Source organism: Nostoc linckia z4 (assembly GCF_002608075.1).
Classification (GTDB): domain Bacteria; phylum Cyanobacteriota; class Cyanobacteriia; order Cyanobacteriales; family Nostocaceae; genus Nostoc; species Nostoc linckia.
In genome coordinates this window covers 81,404-101,341 of the sequence record NZ_LAHA01000022.1, presented here as the reverse complement: position 1 = coordinate 101,341, position 19,938 = coordinate 81,404, and the positions used below count along the sequence as shown (strand labels likewise).

General features: G+C 40.5%; 19 protein-coding genes, 1 tRNA gene and 1 pseudogene. 13 read left to right on the top strand and 8 right to left on the bottom strand.

The window, feature by feature from the left end:
- From VF06_RS18460 to murG, 3 genes and pseudogenes are all read right to left on the bottom strand, one after another.
- Positions 1–138: pseudogene (locus VF06_RS18460) on the bottom strand (photosystem II q(b) protein); the annotation flags it as partial.
- Positions 139–588: 450 nt separating this feature from the next.
- Entirely contained in the window at positions 589–1,917 is a 1,329-nt protein-coding gene (locus VF06_RS18455) for a hypothetical protein (protein WP_099066040.1), read from the bottom strand.
- A gap of 204 nt (positions 1,918–2,121) precedes the next feature.
- Complete coding sequence (gene murG, locus VF06_RS18450) at positions 2,122–3,195, bottom strand: undecaprenyldiphospho-muramoylpentapeptide beta-N-acetylglucosaminyltransferase (RefSeq protein ID WP_099066041.1); 1,074 nt, start codon at positions 3,193–3,195, stop codon at positions 2,122–2,124.
- An 84-nt stretch (positions 3,196–3,279) separates the two neighbouring features.
- Here murG and VF06_RS18445 point away from each other — a divergent pair, with 84 nt between their 5' ends.
- Entirely contained in the window at positions 3,280–4,110 is an 831-nt protein-coding gene (locus tag VF06_RS18445) for a DUF8623 domain-containing protein (protein WP_099066042.1), read from the top strand.
- Between the two features lie 797 nt (positions 4,111–4,907).
- On the opposite strand, the gene VF06_RS18435 is transcribed toward VF06_RS18445, so the two are convergent.
- On the bottom strand, positions 4,908–5,534 hold the full coding sequence (locus tag VF06_RS18435; protein ID WP_099066043.1) for a YdeI/OmpD-associated family protein: 627 nt from the start codon (positions 5,532–5,534) through the stop codon (positions 4,908–4,910).
- A 58-nt stretch (positions 5,535–5,592) separates the two neighbouring features.
- Between VF06_RS18435 and VF06_RS18430 the strand changes: the two genes are divergently transcribed.
- The 3 genes from VF06_RS18430 (at position 5,593) to VF06_RS18420 (ending at position 7,935) form a co-directional block, all read left to right on the top strand.
- Entirely contained in the window at positions 5,593–6,252 is a 660-nt protein-coding gene (locus VF06_RS18430) for a DNA-3-methyladenine glycosylase family protein (protein WP_099066044.1), read from the top strand.
- A gap of 144 nt (positions 6,253–6,396) precedes the next feature.
- Entirely contained in the window at positions 6,397–7,401 is a 1,005-nt protein-coding gene (locus VF06_RS18425) for a DMT family transporter (RefSeq protein ID WP_099066045.1), read from the top strand.
- A gap of 327 nt (positions 7,402–7,728) precedes the next feature.
- On the top strand, positions 7,729–7,935 hold the full coding sequence (locus VF06_RS18420; protein ID WP_099066046.1) for a hypothetical protein: 207 nt from the start codon (positions 7,729–7,731) through the stop codon (positions 7,933–7,935).
- A 186-nt stretch (positions 7,936–8,121) separates the two neighbouring features.
- Here the strand turns inward: VF06_RS18420 and VF06_RS18415 are convergent, their stop codons facing one another.
- Both VF06_RS18415 and era read right to left on the bottom strand, forming a co-directional pair.
- On the bottom strand, positions 8,122–8,751 hold the full coding sequence (locus VF06_RS18415; RefSeq protein ID WP_099066047.1) for a response regulator transcription factor: 630 nt from the start codon (positions 8,749–8,751) through the stop codon (positions 8,122–8,124).
- A gap of 308 nt (positions 8,752–9,059) precedes the next feature.
- Positions 9,060–10,034, bottom strand: a complete 975-nt coding sequence (gene era / locus VF06_RS18410; protein WP_099066048.1) for a GTPase Era — start codon at positions 10,032–10,034, stop codon at positions 9,060–9,062.
- A 576-nt stretch (positions 10,035–10,610) separates the two neighbouring features.
- On the opposite strand from era, the gene VF06_RS18405 reads away from it, so the two are divergent.
- Entirely contained in the window at positions 10,611–11,693 is a 1,083-nt protein-coding gene (locus VF06_RS18405; protein ID WP_099066049.1) for an ATP-dependent 6-phosphofructokinase, read from the top strand.
- A gap of 225 nt (positions 11,694–11,918) precedes the next feature.
- Here the strand turns inward: VF06_RS18405 and VF06_RS18400 are convergent, their stop codons facing one another.
- Complete coding sequence (locus tag VF06_RS18400) at positions 11,919–13,040, bottom strand: geranylgeranyl reductase family protein (RefSeq protein ID WP_099066050.1); 1,122 nt, start codon at positions 13,038–13,040, stop codon at positions 11,919–11,921.
- A gap of 220 nt (positions 13,041–13,260) precedes the next feature.
- On the opposite strand from VF06_RS18400, the gene VF06_RS18395 reads away from it, so the two are divergent.
- The 3 genes from VF06_RS18395 to VF06_RS18385 are packed head-to-tail and all read left to right on the top strand — an operon-like array spanning position 13,261 to position 14,827.
- Entirely contained in the window at positions 13,261–13,998 is a 738-nt protein-coding gene (locus VF06_RS18395; RefSeq protein WP_099066051.1) for a TIGR04255 family protein, read from the top strand.
- Positions 13,998–14,291: a hypothetical protein gene (locus VF06_RS18390; protein WP_099066052.1), complete on the top strand. Its 294-nt coding sequence runs from the start codon at positions 13,998–14,000 to the stop codon at positions 14,289–14,291. Before VF06_RS18395 ends, VF06_RS18390 begins: the two co-directional genes overlap by 1 nt.
- Positions 14,288–14,827: a hypothetical protein gene (locus VF06_RS18385; RefSeq protein WP_099066053.1), complete on the top strand. Its 540-nt coding sequence runs from the start codon at positions 14,288–14,290 to the stop codon at positions 14,825–14,827. Before VF06_RS18390 ends, VF06_RS18385 begins: the two co-directional genes overlap by 4 nt.
- 214 nt (positions 14,828–15,041) lie before the next feature.
- Here the strand turns inward: VF06_RS18385 and VF06_RS18380 are convergent.
- Positions 15,042–15,115: transfer RNA gene (locus tag VF06_RS18380), tRNA-Pro, on the bottom strand.
- Between the two features lie 136 nt (positions 15,116–15,251).
- Between VF06_RS18380 and lipA the strand changes: the two genes are divergently transcribed.
- The 5 genes from lipA to VF06_RS18360 all read left to right on the top strand — a co-directional run bounded on the left by lipA (position 15,252) and on the right by VF06_RS18360 (position 19,901).
- Positions 15,252–16,121: a lipoyl synthase gene (gene lipA, locus VF06_RS18375; protein ID WP_099066054.1), complete on the top strand. Its 870-nt coding sequence runs from the start codon at positions 15,252–15,254 to the stop codon at positions 16,119–16,121.
- 76 nt (positions 16,122–16,197) lie between these two features.
- Positions 16,198–17,145: an NAD(P)H-dependent glycerol-3-phosphate dehydrogenase gene (locus VF06_RS18370; protein WP_371411461.1), complete on the top strand. Its 948-nt coding sequence runs from the start codon at positions 16,198–16,200 to the stop codon at positions 17,143–17,145.
- A gap of 17 nt (positions 17,146–17,162) precedes the next feature.
- The gene (locus tag VF06_RS40960) at positions 17,163–17,330 is read left to right on the top strand and encodes a hypothetical protein (protein ID WP_180267359.1); all 168 of its coding nucleotides are present in this window, start codon (positions 17,163–17,165) and stop codon (positions 17,328–17,330) included.
- A gap of 419 nt (positions 17,331–17,749) precedes the next feature.
- Complete coding sequence (sigC, locus tag VF06_RS18365) at positions 17,750–19,000, top strand: RNA polymerase sigma factor SigC (protein WP_099066056.1); 1,251 nt, start codon at positions 17,750–17,752, stop codon at positions 18,998–19,000.
- Between the two features lie 445 nt (positions 19,001–19,445).
- The gene (locus VF06_RS18360; RefSeq protein WP_073643287.1) at positions 19,446–19,901 is read left to right on the top strand and encodes a Fur family transcriptional regulator; all 456 of its coding nucleotides are present in this window, start codon (positions 19,446–19,448) and stop codon (positions 19,899–19,901) included.
- Positions 19,902–19,938: the final 37 nt, after the last annotated feature.

The window sequence follows — 19,938 nt, the reverse complement described above, 5'->3', positions numbered from 1 at the left end:
AGCTGTTGCTGCTAGTAAGGTGGGGATCATCAGGACGCCGAACCAACCGATGTATAAGCGGTTGTTGGTGCTGGTTATCCAGTTGGCGAAGCGGCCCCATACGTTGGCGCTTTGGCGCTGTTGAATGGTTGCTGTCATTGTTTTATGATTGCGGTTAAATTTGATGTATGTATCAGGCGGTTTTGTTTTCGCCTGTGAGTATACTTTACACTGCTTTACAAAAATTAATCAAGTGCTAAAAATTTTGTAGAGTCAATGGCAATGATTACTTTTACTTATTGGTTAGCTTACGAAGTACAGTTCCTCAGCAAGTAGTGGTATGCATTGGTGGGGGTCTAAGGGAACTCTAAAAAATAAATCATTGCGATTTAGGTCGTTGACTATTCACTATTGACTGTCAACGGTCAACGGTCAACGGTCAAGGCTTCGACTCCGCTCAGCCTTGACCCTGAGCGAAGTCGTACCACTACGTGGAAGCAAGCTACGCGTAGCGGCGACCATAGGAGAAGGGTCAACAGTCTTCTATAGAATATTTTTTTACTTGTAAGTCCCTAAAGTCTCCAGTCTCTGTTCCCTGTTCCCTTTTACTTATTTTTTCACCAAGAAATATGCTGTAGCATAATCAGGTAATTGGCTGACATACTGACCAAATTCTTTTTGATTCTTAAAAATGCCTGCCAAAAAATCGAGTTGATAAAGATTTGGTAGAAATGCTCCACCTGTATCAGCCATCACTCCCATTTGCAGATGTTTGCGACCTCCCCTAGTCTGCTCAATCACAATTACTTTGCCTAAACCAACGTTGAGAACATCTCCAGCAAAGGTGACTCCTGGTTTGATGGAAATTTTTGCATCTATTTTGTATCCGTAACCTTTAATGGCATCAACTTCTCTAAAATACCAATAACGCTTTTGCGCTGTTGGTTTCAATCCACGGACATAAGCCATACCATTATTTCTATCTACGTTAAAAAATGCCTTATAACCATCTGTAAAATTAATCAGAACTGTTCCCTGCATCAGTGCTTCTTCTAAGCCAGTTCTGGTTAAATAAGCAAGACTTTGAACTTTGCCATATTCTCTACCTCCTGGTTCGTAAATACCTGACAAAACATCTTGTTTTGTGTATCTAGTGTAGAATTTATCGCTATTAGAGTTGTCTTTGAGGCTATAAATTCCTGTATTAAAGGTAGAGGTTTTTTTACGAGAACCACTATGAGTAAAAACGGCGTATTTAGTAATTCTTAATTGTTTTTGTTGTTTATTTTTGGGGTTATAGGCAGTCCATTTAATAACTCGAAAGTTAGCATTAATAAATTTTGGGTCTTGTAAGCGACTAGCTCGACGATTAGCAATATCTTCTTTTAAAACTGCACTCATGAAGTCCAAAGTTTTGAGGACATCTTGGATTGTAATTCCTTGAGTAGCAAGAATTCCTGTACGCTGAATATCTGGGTCTTGGGAAGCGTATTCTTGAAAATATTTTCTAGTATTGATAAGAACAGTTAATAAATCTGTTTGATTGAAGTTAACCTTATTACCTGGGAGTTTGACTGAAGAAAAAATTTGGCTGCCTTTAACGCTATATTTATATTTTTTAAATTCATCAACCACTGGATAGGATGTAGATGCAGCTAACAAATCCTGTGAAGATGAAGGTAAATTTTGCTTGTCTGTTTTTTGTGGAGCTACAAAAGAATTTTGAAAACTGGAGGTGAGTGTATGAGGAACTTGATTTGAAGTCAAAGAAATATGTGGTTGCAGTAAGGCAGAATTTTCTTGTTGAGTCAAGCCTTGTGCTTGTGTCGTGAGGTATTTGGTTTTTGATTGAGTATATAGATAGCTACTGGCTAAACCTACTAGTAATAAACCAGCGCAACCCACTGTGAGCCGGAATTTTTGGTTAAATAATACCATTTTCGTTTTGATTTTAAATGTTGAAGTATAGCAGGCAATAGGCTGGCAAAAGTTTTTTGGTATCTGGGTTTTAAGGTAAGTTTTGATTTTAAAACTATACTACAACCACTTTATACAAGAGTTAATAAATTAGATTTTGGGTGATTTATCTGCCACCATCGCTTTTCAAATTGAAAATAAATTTGTATTTTTATTTTTCAATTTTTAGGTTTCTACTACCTCACGCACTAACTGTGCCAATTTTTCAGCACTATCTGGAACTGCGATCGCCTTTGCTTTTTCCCCCATCTTGACTAACTCTTGGGGCGAGTGCAATAAATTCAACACATTACTTTGCAATTCTTGTGCTGTCAACTGTGATTGCTTGAGGGTTAAGGCTGCTCCTGCTTTGGTGAATACTTCTGCATTGTAGGATTGGTGGTCTTCTGCGGCAAAGGGATAAGGAATCAAAATCGCTGGAGTTCCACAAATTGCCAATTCTGTCAAGCTACCAGCACCAGAACGACTAATGGCAATGGTAGCCCGTCGCAACAATGCCGCCATATTGTTGTAAAAAGGTAAAGCAATGTATTGTGGATGTTTGAGGCTATCGGCATCGGGATCGCGATCGCCAGTTAAATGTACTACATAAACCCCAGCATCAAACCAAGCGTTTGCACATTCGCGCACTAATTTATTGATACCAACTGCACCTTGGCTACCACCAAAGACGACAATTAAAGGAACACCATCGGGAATATCTAAATCAAGCGGTGTATTGATTCCACCATCGAGAAACTGCGCCCGGACAGGAGTGCCAACGCAGACATTTTTAGCACGGGGTAAATACTTAATAGCAACTTCAAATCCCAAGGCTACCACACTACACCAAGGGCCAAAAAAGCGAGTTACTTTACCTGGCAAAGCGTTAGATTCGTGGAAAATCACCGGTAAACCAAGGGAACGCGCCGCAATTACCGCAGGGCCAGCAATATAACCGCCTGTGGTAAAAACTCCTTGAAAATTTCCCTGTTTGAGAATTCGCCTAACTTGGAAAATTGAACCTGCAAGTCTGGTTAAAGTGCGAAGGGAAGAAATGCCAAACCCTTGCTGAAACCCTTCAACTGCAATAGTATTCAAGGGGTACTCTTGAGGGACAAGTTCAGTTTCTAGGCGATTGGGTACTCCTAGCCACTCTATTTGATAATCTGGCAGTTTTTCAGCTAGTGCGATCGCTGGAAACAAATGTCCACCAGTGCCACTGGCAGCTATTAATAATTTTATCGGTGCGTTTGCCATCAAACCTCTACCGTTTAGCGTCTAGGTTAACTAAGATAAAGCAATTTCCTTACCTTCTCTAATCAAATCAGTAAATTCTCACCAATGACTAACATTTTAGTGAAACGCCAACTTAAATTATCAACCAGCATCGGGCTGATTTCATTCCTGTTAACACTTGGTTTAACAAATGCTTGGCAAGAAACTCAAGCCACTACACCACAGCAATTAGTCCAAGCAACTACAACCCCAAATGCACCAGCCGAACTGAAAAACCTCCTAGCACAGGTTGATGCTGCTGCCAGCAAGGGCGATATTAAAGGGGTGTTACAGTTTTACGCGCCGAATTTCACTCATGGGGATGGGTTAAATCTCCAAACCTTGGAAAAATCCCTAGTTTCACTTTGGCAACGATATCCAAAATTGCAATACAGTACTAAACTACTGTCTGCAAAATCCGAAGGTAACGCCATTATTGCCGAAACAGAAACTAATATCCTTGGTTCACCCTCTGCTAACAGTAAGAATTTGGCTTTAAATGCCACAATCAAATCGCGTCAACGTGTCGTTGGTGGTAAGATAGTCCGCCAAGACATTTTGTCAGAACGCACGCAACTTACCTCTGGAACTAATCCGCCACAAGTTGATGTGAAATTACCACAACAAGTAAAAATCGGACAAAAGTATAATTTTGATGCCATCGTTCAAGAACCACTTGGTGATGATTTTCTCTTAGGAACGGCCCTAGAGGAACCCATTCGACCAGAAAAATATCTCAACCCTACATCGGTGGATTTACAATTGCTCACATCTGGCGGAGTCTTTAAAGAAGGACAAGCACCATCTCTTCCTGGTAGCCAATGGATTTCTGCCGTAATTCTACGGGGTAATGGAATGACGATGGTAACTCAGCGGTTACAAGTAGTGAACAAGTAGTTAAGGGAACTCGAAAAAATAAATTATTCTGGTTAAAGTGTTGATTGTTGACTGTTGACGGTTCACAGTTAACAGTCAACACTCAAAAGTCTTCTATGGAATATTTTTTTAACACTCCTTGAGATGTCTGAAATTTGCGACTTTCAGATAAATTCTTTTATTACCTATGATAGTTACTAATACTCACCTGAGTAGGCGAAAGTAGTGGAGGAAATCGCTGAGGTAAATATACTTAGTAACTGAGGTTCAAAGCATGGACTCAACAGGTAAGGGTCAAATCGTGGACTCGTCCTGGCATCTTCCACTACCGTTGAAAGAGTATGCAATGAGCCGAGTAACTGTCTACTTTTATAGCGACGGGTGGGTTCCAATTAAATATTGCTCTTTAAAAAAGGCAATTTTATTGTGCCACAAAGCAAAACAAGAAGGTGTCGAAATTGTAGTATTTCCTACTGATTTAGATCCTAATCAATTCTCAACATCTTTTAATTAACATGCATTTAATTCAACCATTTTGGAAAAAACTTTGTCATTAATTAATTCATTATATAGGCGTACCGATGTACGCCTTTATTTATGAATCTTACTCAATTGTAAAAGTCATTTTTTTTGTATTTTAAGTAAACGGACTAAATTAAACTTAACTCGATATCGCCTGGTTTCGACTGCGCTCAACCCTATTGGAATCAGCTTACCGAGCATTGAGGGAAGTCAAAATGCGTCTTCTAAATAATTGTATCCATCTACTTAAAAATATAATTTAAATTCAAATTAACTAACATTTGAAAAATTTAACGTCACAATGGGCTTTTATTCTGTGCTGCGGAATTAACAGTTTGTTCGATTCTCTTCAACCTTGTTTGTGGACGCTTAGCACTCTCAATCCAAAACAGGATATTCTTTTTGGATGAATTACTCAATGCTTCAAAATAATCTTTAGCAGTTTTGTTTGCTTCTAATGCCTGATTTAAATCTGAAGGAATAATTAATGCTTCGATGGCATCTAAAGAATTCCACGAACCATTTTGTTTTGCCATTGCAATTTTGTCTAGACCTGCTTTCGCAATCAAACCTTGCTCGATAAGTTCTTCAATATATTGTTTATTTAATTTTGACCACACACTTTTGGGTTTTCGAGGTGTGAAAATTTGCATATAACGTTCTTCATCTAATGATTTGACTTTACTATCAATCCAACCAAAACATAAGGCTTCTTTTACTGCTTCGCTATATCGAACACTTGGTTTACCACTTTTGACTTTGTAATAGATGAGCCACACCCCAGAAGAAGTAAGATGGTTTGTTTCTAACCATTTTCGCCATTGTTCGCGGCTATTGGGGCAAAAAGTTGCCAATTCATTATTTAGTTTCGATACACCACTATTCTCAGTTTTGATGGGATTTGTGTTGGAATTTTGCTGCATTTGCTTTGCGTTAAAGTTGATACATTAGTAATTACTAGATATGAGACTTGTTTAAAACATGACTCAAATGCCTGAACTAGAATCGCTGACTGAAGAAAGTTTTAGCCGTGGTTTAATGGTGCTTGCCAATCTTGATAGCGATTTGGCTCAGATTTTAGAAACACTGGGGCCTCCACCAATATGGTCAAGAGAACCGGGTTTTGCAACCCTTGTGTGCATAATTCTGGAACAGCAAGTTTCCTTAGCTGCTGCAAAAGCTGTATTTAGACGTTTATCTGGAATTGTTGTAACATTAACGCCTGAAAATTTTCTCACATTAGATGATGCTCAATTAAAAGGGATTGGATTCAGTCGCCAAAAAATTTTATACTGTCGTGGGTTGGCGGATGTCGTCGCCAGTGGTGAACTTGACCTTAGTAAGTTCTCAAAAATGGACGAAACTGCTATCAGAACTCAATTAAAACGTCTCAAAGGGATTGGAGATTGGACAGTTGATATTTATTTACTCATGGCATTGCAACGTCCTGATGTCTTTCCCAAAGGGGATTTAGCATTAGCGATCGCTTTACAAAAGCTGAAAAACCTAGAGACACGTCCAACACCAACACAATTAGAAGCAATGACCCTACACTGGCGACCTTGGCGAGCGATCGCTGCAAGACTTCTCTGGCACTATTACCTCAGTAATGCCAATAGTAATAAACTCATAGGCGTCTAAACTGTACTTTTTTACGTATTCGCGCAGCCCAGCATCTCCCATAGAAAAAGACAGTCTTTTACCCTTTATTATCACTAAATGACCAATTACTAATGACTAATGACCAATTGAAAATTGGCAGTTTGTTTCATCAATAATAATCAAATGGTAGAAAATAAATTAAGCCTAACACAAGAAAAATCTGATAAAGCTTCAAACATTCTGCCGATCATAACAGTCATAAGTGCATTATTAGCTTTATCTACAACGGCAATTTTTATTAAAATTGCTGTTAGCCAAATGAGTGCTGTTGCTACATTATTTAATCGCTTGTGGATAGCAACTATTATCTTTGGATTATGGAGTGGAATTAACCAAGTAAATACTCAAATTAAAGATGACAAACCAATTTTACCAGAGCAACGTTATGCAACGAAAGAGATATTATTCTTAGTAGGCGTGGGTTTGGTTCATGTCTTGGGTCGATTATCTTGGACTTGGGCGCTAACTCAAACTGGTGCTGCTAATGCTAACGCCTTGGGTAGTCTCAATCCCATATTCACTACATTGGGTGGATGGCTATTTTTTGGTCAAATTTTTGGGCGCAAATTTATCATCGGTTTGATTTTGGCTGTAGTCGGTGCCATCGCTGTTGGATTTGAAGATTTATTGCGCTCTAATAATAATATTACTGGTGATGTTGTTTCCGTCATTTCATCGGTTTTTTATGCGGCAAACTTTTTACTGATCGAGCAGATCCGTAATAAATTTTCAATTCTCACCATACTGGTGTGGCGTTGTGCGATCGCAACTTCATTGATGATACCAGTAGTGTTAATCTTTGAAAAACAAGTTTTCCCAGTTACCTTATCAGGGTGGTTAGTAGTATTTGCTCTAGGTGCGATTTGTGAAGCTTTGGGTCATGGGCTGATTGTATACAGCTTGAAAACTTTTTCTTCAGGATTCATCTCATTACTACTGTTACTAAATCCAGTGATTGTGGCGATTCTTGCTTGGATACTGTTTTCGGAAAATTTGAGTATTTTTAATTTGCTAGGACTGGCTTTAATTATAGGAGGTATCTATCTAGCAACTTCTAATAAAGAATCGATTAAATCTAGCGTTAACAATACCATGCAGGATTCCACGCCATCGTCTACTACTAATTAATTTTTAATCCTTGTCATGTTATTTTTCAGGCTGTTGAAGTAAATACATGAATTAATTTTATTAGGGGGTGTAACCCTACACCCCTTAATATCTATGTCTTTAGATATAGAAAAATATCAGGGATAAATGTTGAATGTCAACTCCAGATAAACAACAGCCTGGACACTAAGATTTCACTAATGATTTAAGACTGCTGTGGCGATATCACAGCAGTTTTTGTTTGTAGGAATTATAAATTCACAAATGTTGAGATAGTAAATTTCTGGAAACTACATTGTCTCATTTGTAGAAAATATTAGTCGATCCTACAAAACTGAAAAGGAATTTATGATTAGTCGAACTTTGGATTTTATTTTTATCGATAGCTTTGCGTTTTTGATTAACAAAACACTAGGTTTAGTACTGAGTACTAAAATTTGCAATTACTCATGGGAAGGAAAAGGAGAAGATTTGTTGGAAAAAGAACAGGCGGATACTGAGCATATACACCAAGTTTTGATATCACAAGACGTTGAACGCGGACATCAAAACTAAATAGATAGATGAATAAACAGATAAATCACTGGACTTTAGACTCGCAATTTTGGATTTTGGATTAAAACTTCAAAATCCAAAATTTCAAACCACAGAGGACGCAGAGGACACAGAGAAATAAGAGTTTCGGAGAGTTTTTGTGTCAGTGCTATCAATATTTAGTCGTTAAAGAGAATTATCGGGTAATTAAACTAAACCTGAACGCAATGCAACTACCGCCGCTTGTACGCGATCGTCCACTGCTAATTTATTCATAATTCCTCGGACATGAGTTTTAACGGTGTTGGGGCTGAGATAAAGTTTTTGTGCAATTTCTGGGTTGCTCAATCCGTCTACCATGAGTTTTAATACTTCTAATTCACGCCCAGATAAGTTGGCGGTGTTGTTGGTGGGTGAGGGTGGTTTGAGATTGTCAATTACTCTTCGGGCAATTTGCGGATCGAGATAAGCTGCACCATCAACTGCGGCAGCGATCGCATTTAACAATCGTTCCACACTTGCACCTTTAATACAATATGCATCTGCACCGCTAGATAGGGCAGCAATAATTTCTGTCTCCGTTTGATGGGATGTCAACATCACTACATGAGTTGCAGGTAGCGCGGCTTTAATTTGCTGCGTCGCTGCAATCCCATCCAATCGTGGTAATCCAATGTCCATAACCACCACATCTGGTTTAAGTTGCAGTGCAGCTTGCACCCCCAAATAGCCATCTTCAGCTTGTCCAACAATTTCCAAATCGGGATGAGCCATTAAAGATTGCTCTAATCCCAGTTGCATCATTGGATCGTCTTCAACAATTAATACTTTTAACATAAATCTAAGAGTTAAGAGTTAGGAGTGAGGAGTTAGGAGTTAGGAGTTAGGAGTTAAAAGTTAAAAGTTAGAAATTAATAGTTACGAGTTAGGACTTTGGTGAGTCAAAATATGAAATCTTGAATTTGTACTTGACATTTTAAACAATTATCTTAGTTCTAAAATCCAAAAAATTAATTGGTTTAATCCAAAAAATCTACCTATGACAGCTAAGAATGGAGAGTTGCATAAGTCTTTAACTCCCAACTCCCAACTCCCAACTGCCAACTCCTAACTCCTAACTCCTAACTCCTAACTCCTAACTTCTTTTATTCTTCCACGCGATAACCTAACTCAGCTAAACTTACCCGCGATTGTCGCCATTTTGGCTCGACTTTGACGAATAGTTCTAGGTAGACTTTGCCGGCTATTAATTTTTGGATTTGTTCGCGGGCGGCGCTACCAATTGCTTTGAGCATTGAACCGCCTTTACCAATGAGTATGCCTTTTTGGGAATCGCGTTCGACGTTGATGGTGGCTAGTACGCGGGTGATGTTGGGAGTTTCTTCTACTTGGTCAATGGCGATCGCCACTGAATGGGGTACTTCTTCACGAGTTAAAAGTATAATTTGTTCTCGGATTAATTCGCCCATAATAAAGCGTTCTGGCTGGTCGGTTACCAAGTCTGGTGGATAATATAATGGGCCGATTTCTAAATGTTGAATTAATAATTGTTGCAGTTGTGGTAATCCTGCGCTTGTCTTGGCGGAAAATTTGACGATTTCCCATTCATGGAACTTGGCCATCTGGGCGTAACTATCATCTAAAAACTGGGAATCGGCTGGTTGTTGGTCGATTTTGTTCAAACCCATAACTACTGGTGTTTGGCTGCGACTGAGCAAATCGGCAATGTAGCGATCGCCTGCTCCACAGACTACCGACCCATCTACCACAAACAGCACTACATCTACAGATTCAATGGCTATTTTGGCATTTTGCACCAATACTTCCCCTAATTGATGGTGCGGCTTATGAATTCCTGGTGTATCTACAAATATTAACTGCGCCTCTGATGTAGTTAAAATCCCTCGCAAACGGTTACGTGTGGTTTGCGCTACTGGTGATGTGATAGCGATTTTTTGCCCTACTAATTCATTCATCAAAGTAGATTTACCGACATTTGGCCGACCGATAATGCCGATAAAACCTGATTTAAAATCAGGAGGAGCCACAGGGATTGTTACTTCTCCTGAAAAAGAGAAGGTGTAATTATCAATACTAGTCACCTTTTGCTCCACCTTCATATTTTTAGAGTTGGAATAACTTGGTTGTTTCTCGATTTCAATACAGACATAGAATCACCCTAGCATTTTCGGGGATTACTTTTTGAGGTTTAATCTACTACTAGCTGCACACTCATATTTTACAGCTGGGGTCAGTTAGTTGTCAGAATTCAGAATCCAGAATTCAAGAGTAAAACTGGAAACGGCAGCAAGTAACGCCTGAGAATGGTTAAAAAATTACGTCACTATGGATAGTTGACTTTGTTCAAATTTATTAAGTTGAAGTTTGAAAGTTGGATAAAAAAGTTCATAAATTTTGACTCCTGGATTCTGAATTCTGAATCCTTAGATGCTTGACTTTCTTCAAATTTATAAAAAATTCATATATTCTGACTCCTGAATTCTGAATTCTGAATTCTGAATTCTGACTTCTAAGTTATGAATTATTAAAGATAATTTTGTTTTTAAACATAAAAGCAACATAAAATTACCTTTGCATTTACAGTGAGAGGTTTGTTTAGGTTTAATCTATTACTTACTCAGGCTTAAGTTTAATAGGCTAGTAGATATATTTGGATCAAAATGTCAAGAAAAGATATGGTAGAACCCAAACGCATTGGAATTCTTACCAGTGGAGGAGATTGTTCTGGCTTGAATGCTGCCATTAGAGCTGTAGTAAATTGTGCTGTGAATACTTATGGCTGGGAGGTTTTGGGAATTCATCAAGCAACTGTGGGATTAATGGCGCGTCCGCCACAATTTACAAACTTAGAAATAGATCGAGTTGATTCGTTGTTAACTGCGGGTGGCACAATGTTGGGAACAACTAACAAAGGCGATCCTTTTGCTTTTCCAATGGCGGATGGATGTGTATGCGATCGCTCCCAAGAAATCATTGCAGGTTATCATCAACTAGGTTTAGATGCTTTGATTGGTATTGGCGGCGATGGTAGCTTGGCAATTCTCCGCCGCCTCGCACAACAAGGTGGTATTAATTTAGTTGGAATTCCCAAAACCATTGATAATGATATTGGCATTACCGAACATGCCATTGGTTTCGATACAGCAGTCAATATTGCCACGGAAGCATTAGATCGGTTACATTTTACCGCTGCCAGTCATAGCCGAGTCATGATTTTGGAAGTCATGGGGCGTGATGCCGGACACATAGCCATAGCAGCGGGAATTGCAGGCGGAGCAAATGTAATATTAATTCCAGAAATTCCCTACACAGTTGAACACATTTGCCACAAAATTAAAGAACGCCAAGAGAAAGGCAAAAATTATTGTTTAATAATTGTTTCTGAAGCTGTTCGCACTCAAAATGGCGAAAACCTGACGATTACAAATCGCTTAGGTCAATCTCGATACGGTGGAATAGGTGAATATTTAGCTGATGAAGTTATTCAGCACATTGGTGTAGAAACGCGAGTCACTGTTTTAGGACACATTCAACGCGGTGGGACTGCTTCGCCATTGGATAGATTAGTGGCCACAGCCTTTGGTGTAGCCGCAGTTAACCTGATTGCAGAGGGTAAATACGACCGTATGGTAACTTGGCAAAATCGCCAAGTATTAAGCGTACCAATTACAGAAGCGATCGCTCAATATAGCGCCGTCGATCCCAACGGAACTTTAGTTAAAACTGCCCGTGGTATGGGTATTTATTTAGGAGATTAGGGCATTGGGCATGGGGCATTGGGCATTGGGGGATGAACTGGAACGTTGAGGTTTTGTAGTGGCGTGTCAAGGCTAAAATGTTGCAATAGATTTTATTGTGGGATGGGTGTCCTCACCCGTTCGGGCGGGCAAGATGCCCACCCCACAAGAGTCAAACGAATGCACTATTTTAACTGTGCCAGTCCACTGCCAGACTCCAAACTCCTCACTCCTCACTCCTAACTCTCAATTGCTAAACCCAGGAATTAAACGCTTCAAGGCGCGACCGGCAATGTCGCCATAGCGTAGTTCGCCGCACATGATTTTACCCATGACTTGCGGGGCTGAGGGGTGCTTCACACCAACTTTGTAGCCAATGTTGGCAAATAGATAAAATGCTTTGGCTAATTTTTGCGCCCAAGCCATTTCAGTACCCCATTCTTCGTTAATGGCTTGGCTGTATTTTTCTAAAGCGTTAATGTCTCCAGCAAGTGCTTCATTGATACTTGCGGCTGCGAGTAAGCCACTAAAAATTGACGGGCGAATGCCTTCTGCCGTCATCGGATCGACTATACAAGCAGCTTCCCCAGCCAAAACCGCATTTTGAGTGTGCAGCTTTTGATTTCCATCCCAAATACAAAGGGGATGTCCATATTGTTTGCTGGTTGTAAGGTCTACATTTAATGATTTGGCGTACTCATCCAAAATCTTTTTAAAGTTTTGGGGTTGACCACCAATGAAAGTTCCCACACCAATGGAATAACCATCAGCTTTGGGAAAGTTCCAAAGATAGCCGTTTTTAATTAAGCCAAATTCAAAATGAATTGTCGGGTTGTGTTCTGCAATACCAGGAACTTCTGCTTCCAAAGCTCCTGTTAACACACGTTTGCGTTGTTGAAAACCCAACCATTTTGCCATCGAGCCTTTTGCGCCGTCAGCTGCGATTAAGTAACGCCCTGTAACTGGCTCGTTGGCTGTGTTCACTTGCCAATAATCGCTTTGAAATTCGATACCAGTTACTTCAGTATTATCTCGTAGTTTAGCTCCTTGTTTCTGGGCTTGTTGCACTAAAAAATAATCGAAAACGTCCCGCCGCACCATCCAAACTGGTTCTTTGGTGGCAATTTTCGCTTCCACGGGGTCGCCTAGTTTCCAGGTGAAGCGGAGCAAGTCTGCTTTTAAAGAAATTGCTGGGCTAAAATCAAAGTCAAACCATTGAGCGATCGCTGGAGATACACCACCACCACAAGGTTTATATCTTGGCAGGGATTCTTTTTCTAAAACTAATACTGAGCGACCTTGCTTAGCTAAATGATATGCAGCCGTTCCACCAGCTGGGCCAGCACCGACAATGATGCAATCGTACATATTGCTGAAATTTTGCTTCTCAATTAGTTTAAGCTAACGCGCTTACCAATACCTATAGGGAATGGGCAATAAGCAACAAACGAGACTCTTGTCAGTATCGGCAATAATCTACTACCCAAACTTCTATAAGGCAAAATTCAAGCAAAACAAGCTGAGGAGATTGTAAAGGCATTGTAATTTACATTGCCCCTGTTGGCACAGAGAGTTTACGATAATTAGTATGCAAGCAGGAAAACACTACTCACGCGCCCCAATCACCGAAGCGTTGATTGATATACAAGTTCAACTTCCAGAAGAAGTTAAACTTGATGTTTTGGCGCAGGTGTACTCAAGTATTCAAACTGAGTACCCCAAGCGTGAGGAAATGCTTGTATTTCAGGGACAAATGATTGCTGGTGCTAGTGTTGGAGCAACAGCAAGCCAATCTCAAATCGGCTATAGAACCTTCAGCAACGATCAAAAACAAATTCTTCAAGTGCGTTTGGACGGCTTCACCTTCAGTCGCCTTGCTCCCTACGACTGCTGGGAAACATTCCGAGATGAAGCAAAGCGACTGTGGAGTATCTATCAGTCGTTGGCAAATCCAGCAGCCATTACTCGGTTAGCGGTGAGGTACATTAACAGGCTGGATATTCCCCTACCTGTTAGTGATTTAAACAATTACTTAAGGACATTTCCTGAAGTTTCCTCTGACTTGCCGCAAGGACTAAGTGGCTACTTTATGCAGCTACAAATTCCTCAAGAGAAACTAGCAACAATGCTTGTTCTCAATCAAGCACTAGTTCCTCCTCCAACACCTGATTTTATTTCTATACTGTTGGATTTAGACCTGTTTCTAGAACGGGATATCCCAAAAGATGGAATAGAACTTTGGGAAGTTGTGGAACAAATGCATGAACAAAAGAACAAAGCTTTTGAAGCTTGCATTACAGAACACACAAGGGAGTTGATTAACTAATGGCTACAATAACCCCTCTACGTCCTAATGACACTTCAACCCAACCCAGATTAATTGTACTTGAGCCAAGAGCTACATCTCAGTTGCAAAGTCCAGAAGGGCGAAAGATAGCAGAAGTAACTGAAAATGCTTTGCAAGTTTTGACTCAGATTAAAGAATACCTAGAGTATATTAAAAGTATTGATGAAGTAGATTACAATCCAGTTCCACCAAAGCGCTTAGAGCGGGTAGTTATGCGTGCCCAGTTCAAAGGGCGTAAAAAACCTATGCCGTATCTTTTAGACGAAGAATGACGATAGACCCTTTCTGGGTGCAGGTTAATGAACAGACACTCAGGCAAGGTGATTACCTACCTGGGTGTCTCGTACCAGTACCATTATTTGACCCTACAACTTTTGGAAAAAAAGACAATGAAAATCAAGAAGTAGAGGTAGAAGTAAACGAATTAGATTTAATTGTTTTAACTCAAAGTTGCGATCTGGACAACAAAAAGGTTAGTCAAGTAGTTGTCTGTAGAATTAACCTCATATCAGAATTTGAAGAAGCTAACCCAGTATTTGCAAAAAAGGGGAAGTGGAATGAGGTTTTAACAGGTAGAATCGAAGGCTTACATTTACTTGCATCACCAACCAACCCTGACAATAACAGGGAAGCCCTGGTTGTAAATTTTAGAGAGATATACAGTTTACCTTACGAATATATTGTAAAACACTGCACCGACATAGGTTCTAGGTGGCGGTTAAAATCTCCTTACTTAGAACACTTCTCTCAAGCATTCGCAAGATCATTTATGCGAGTTGGTTTACCGTCTTCAATTCCCCGTTTTTAGAGAGAAAGGACTGTTATACACTGGTAATTCCTAAAAAATTTTTTAGCATATTCTAGAAATTTAGTGGAATCACTCCATCACATCAGAGTTGCGACATTAATTTGGGAAAACTCAGTACAACTAATTTGACTCTAAAAAACAGTCAAAGCGACAATAATTTGCAAAAAACGACATGAGTTTGCGAATTGCGATATATGATTTGCGAATGTACATATCGGGATGACTGGATTCGAACCAGCGGCCCCTTCGTCCCGAACGAAGTGCGCTACCAAGCTGCGCTACATCCCGCCACAAAATTGGCATTATAAATCCAAAATATCACAACTTGTGCCAAATGACAAAATTACATTTATATGCGATCGCTTCATCAAAGGGTTTGCTTGCTACCATAAAATTTGTATAACTTTAGTGGTAAAAGCGGATTGTGACTGTAAAACCAGACTGGTTGCGGGTGAAAGCACCTGCGCGTGAGCGCATCGGTAACGTTAAAGACATTTTGCGGGATTTAGCCCTCAATACAGTTTGCGAGGAAGCGTCCTGTCCGAATATTGGTGAATGTTTCAACGCTGGTACTGCCACGTTTTTGATTATGGGGCCGGCTTGTACGCGTGCTTGTCCCTATTGCGATATCGATTTTGAGAAAAAACCCAAAGCATTAGACCCCACCGAACCTGCACGACTGGCAGAAGCTGTTCGCCGCATGAAACTCAATCATGTGGTCATCACTTCTGTAAACCGAGATGATTTGCCAGATGGTGGCGCATCTCAATTTGTAGAGTGTATTCATGCAGTTCGTACCATCTCGCCCAACACCACAATTGAAGTACTGATTCCTGATTTGTGCGGTAATTGGAATGCTTTAGAGGTAATTCTCCAAGCTGCACCAGAGGTATTAAACCATAATACGGAAACTGTGCCACGCTTGTATCGTCGGGTGCGTCCCCAAGGCAACTACCATCGCACATTAGAATTGTTGCACCGGACTCGCGAATTTTCTCCCAGCACCTACACTAAATCCGGTATCATGGTTGGACTCGGTGAAACTGATGCTGAAATCCGCCAAGTGATGCAAGACTTACGAAGTGTAGATTGCGATATCTTAACAATTGGGCAATACCTCCAACCGAGTCAAAAACACCTGAAGGTGGATGAATTTATCCACCCAGAACAATTTTCTGCTTGGAAAGCATTCGGCGAAGAAATCGGATTTTTACAAATTGTTTCTTCACCATTGACAAGAAGTTCGTATCATGCAGAACAAGTCAGGGAATTAATGGAACGTTATCCCCGGTGAAAAGTTAGGAGTTAGGAGTTAGGAGTTAGGAGTTAGGAGTTTGGAGTTTGGAATTAGGAGTTAGGAATTAGGAGTTATGAGCGAGCAGATGTACTCCAACTCAAAATTCTCTGTTGCAATTCTGGGTGCGGGTGCTTGGGGTATGGCGCTGGCAAATCTGGCAGATGCAAACGGTCATGAGGTGCGTCTCTGGTCGCGTCATGGTTCTCAAACTCTCGAAACAGTACTCAAAGATGTCCAAATAGTTTTGTCGGCTATCTCTATGACAGGTGTCAGAGACGTTGCTTTTCAAGTAAACTCTTTGTCCCTTTCTCCAGAGACAATTTTCATCACAGCAACGAAAGGCTTAGACCCCCAAACTACCTGTACGCCATCGCAAATTTGGCAAACAATATTTCCTAACCATGCAGTAGTTGTTCTCTCAGGGCCGAATTTATCTCAAGAAATTCAAATGCAGTTACCAGCAGCAACAGTGGTAGCGAGTAATATTTCCACTGCTGCTGAAGTAGTGCAGTTAGTATTTTCTTCACATCGTTTCCGGGTATATACCAATCCCGATCCCCTTGGTGTTGAACTAGGGGGAACTCTGAAAAATGTTATTGCGATCGCTGCTGGTGTGTGCGATGGTTTACAACTAGGAACTAATGCCAAAGCTGCTTTAGTCACCCGTGGACTTACAGAAATAATTCGCGTTGGTAATGACTGGGGCGCGAAGACGGAAACATTTTATGGTTTATCGGGTCTAGGAGATCTGTTAGCAACCTGTAACAGTCCCTTAAGTCGGAATTATCAAGTCGGCTATCAGCTAGCTGGTGGTAAAACACTCAGAGAAATTCTCACAAATTTGCAAGGAACCGCTGAGGGAGTTAACACTTGTCAGGTTTTGATACAACGAGCCAAGCAACAAAACATTGCTGTGCCAATTACCGAGCAAGTTTACCACTTACTTCAGGGTGAAATCACACCCCGACAAGCACTTGATGAATTGATGCTGCGAGATATCAAGCCTGAGTATAACTACTAGTTGTCGGATACGGGGACATGGGGACGTGGGGACGCGGGGAGTGGGAGACACGGAGACGCGGTGATGCGGTGACGCGGGGATACGGAGACGCTCTTAATCGATCGCAAACACTCTCCCCATCCCCGTGTCTCCCACTCCCCGCGTCTGGTTTCCCGCTAATCAGTTATTCCCAATCTATTAGTTAAACTTATTCCCAAATAATCCTGAGAAAAAATTGCTAAATCGTCAGGATATTACTTTCGTAGCCATGTAAATGTGACTATGACAAATATAAACAAAATATTTACTGAATTATGTTTATACGTTGTTACAAAAGTAACTATCAAAAACAATCAAATTTGAAATCTTAACTAAGTAGTTTAGATATTGAAAGCCTAGCTGCGGATTTGAATAGCTATTGGTTCAATCAGAAGCCTAGCAGCGATTAAGTTCAGTAATACTGTATTCAATAAAACCATTACCTAATTTCCTAAAAAAATTGTAATGGAATTCTCTTCCGTGTTATTTCTTCGCAAATCACGGGAACAATAGCAACAGTTGAATAGCTGACCGTAATCTTAAGCTGACCCTAATCTATTGTTACCTGGAGCCATTGAGACGCTTTATGCCAGCAACATCATTTTATGCAGATGCCGCCTACAATACCCAAAAGTCCCGACAGGTTTTGGACTCGGATCTCACGGTTGATGAAAGTGAGTTATCAGTAGAGGATCTACAAGAGTTAGAAATGGCTTCTGTAGACCATGCTAACTTAGCTGCTAACGCTAACCGTCGCAGTACAGACCTTGTACGTCTATATCTTCAGGAAATTGGTCGGGTTAGGTTGTTAGGGCGCGATGAAGAGGTTTCAGAAGCTCAAAAAGTTCAGCGTTATTTGCGGATGCGGATAGTACTTGCTAATGCCGCAAAGCAAGGAGATGAGGTAATTTCACCTTATCTGAGGTTAATTGAAGTTCAAGAGCGCTTGACTTCCGAATTAGGACACCGCCCGTCTTTAGAAAGGTGGGCTGCTACTGCTGGTGTCATCGTATCGGATCTCAGACCGATTTTGGCAGAGGGTAAACGTCGCTGGGCTGAAATTGCCAAGTTGACAGTGGAAGAATTGGAACAAATCCAGTCCCAAGGACTCCAGGCAAAAGAACACATGATTAAGGCTAATCTTCGCCTGGTTGTTTCTGTTGCTAAGAAGTACCAAAATCGTGGTTTGGAATTGTTGGATTTAGTCCAAGAAGGTACTTTAGGTCTAGAAAGGGCTGTAGAAAAATTTGACCCAACTAAGGGTTATCGGTTCAGTACCTATGCTTACTGGTGGATTCGTCAGGGAATTACGCGGGCGATCGCTACTTCTAGTCGCACCATCCGCCTACCAGTTCATATTACTGAAAAGCTCAACAAAATTAAAAAAGCCCAACGCAAAATTGCTCAAGAAAAAGGTCGCACCCCCACTCTAGAGGATCTAGCCACTGAGTTAGAAATGACACCTACGCAAGTACGTGAAGTTTTGTTGCGGGTTCCTCGCTCAGTGTCTTTGGAAACCAAAGTAGGAAAAGATAAAGATACTGAGTTAGGAGAATTACTAGAAACTGACAATGTAACTCCAGAAGAAATGTTAATGCGAGAATCTTTACAAAAAGACTTGCATCATCTGTTGTCAGATTTAACTAGCCGCGAACGCGACGTAATTTTGATGCGATTTGGCTTAGCAGATGGCCATCCTTACTCTTTAGCAGAAATTGGCCGCGCTCTTGATTTGTCACGGGAACGAGTACGACAAATTGAATCCAAGGCTTTGCAAAAGCTACGCCAACCCAAGCGTCGCAACCTCATCCGCGATTATTTAGAGTCTCTAAGTTAGGGAAATCTAAGAAATAAACGACAGGTTTAAGTTGTTGATTGTTGACTGTTCACAGTTAACAGTCAGCAGCCAAAAATAACAATGGAATATTTTTTTACTTGGGAAGTCTGAGTACCGCAAGCCGATACTCAGACTTTTCCCTTTGTCATTTGAAAACTTTACCTGACAAGTGACTAGCGACAAAGAACTTTATTCGATCCCCAGACACAAAACTTATTACAAGCTTGTAGCAAATCATTTGCATCTAAGGGTTTAGCACTTTCTCTAGACCTTTGTTGTGAATCCCCTGAAGTTAGGGATCAATTGTTAGCTGATTTTTTATCTATAGTTTGATGAGTTTTTCTTAAGGATTTAATAAAGATTCTCAATAGGCGACGATTGTTGCAAATTGCTCCCAAGATTTGTTATATTCTCAACTAACAAGCTTTGTTGAGAAATATTAGCTATGACTGCCTACACAACTACTTCACTCAAAGCAGAACTGAATGAAAGAGGCTGGCGTTTAACTCCCCAACGCGAAACAATTTTACACATTTTTCAAGAACTTCCGCAAGGCGAACATTTAAGTGCGGAAGATCTTTATCATCGGCTAGAAACTGATGGTGAAGGGATCAGTCTGTCAACTATTTATCGGACTTTGAAGTTGATGGCGAGAATGGGGATTCTACGGGAATTAGAATTAGGTGAGGGACATAAGCATTATGAACTCAACCAGCCTTATCCCCATCACCACCATCACCTAATTTGTGTTCGTTGTAACTCAACAATTGAGTTTAAAAATGACTCAATTTTAAAAATTGGGGCGAAAACTGCTCAAAAAGAAGGCTTTCATTTACTTGACTGTCAAATGACCATCCATGCGGTATGTCCTAAGTGCCAACGAGCGCTGATGCCGCTTTAGCAGTTGGGTAGAGAAAAAAACGAAACTACTCAAATTA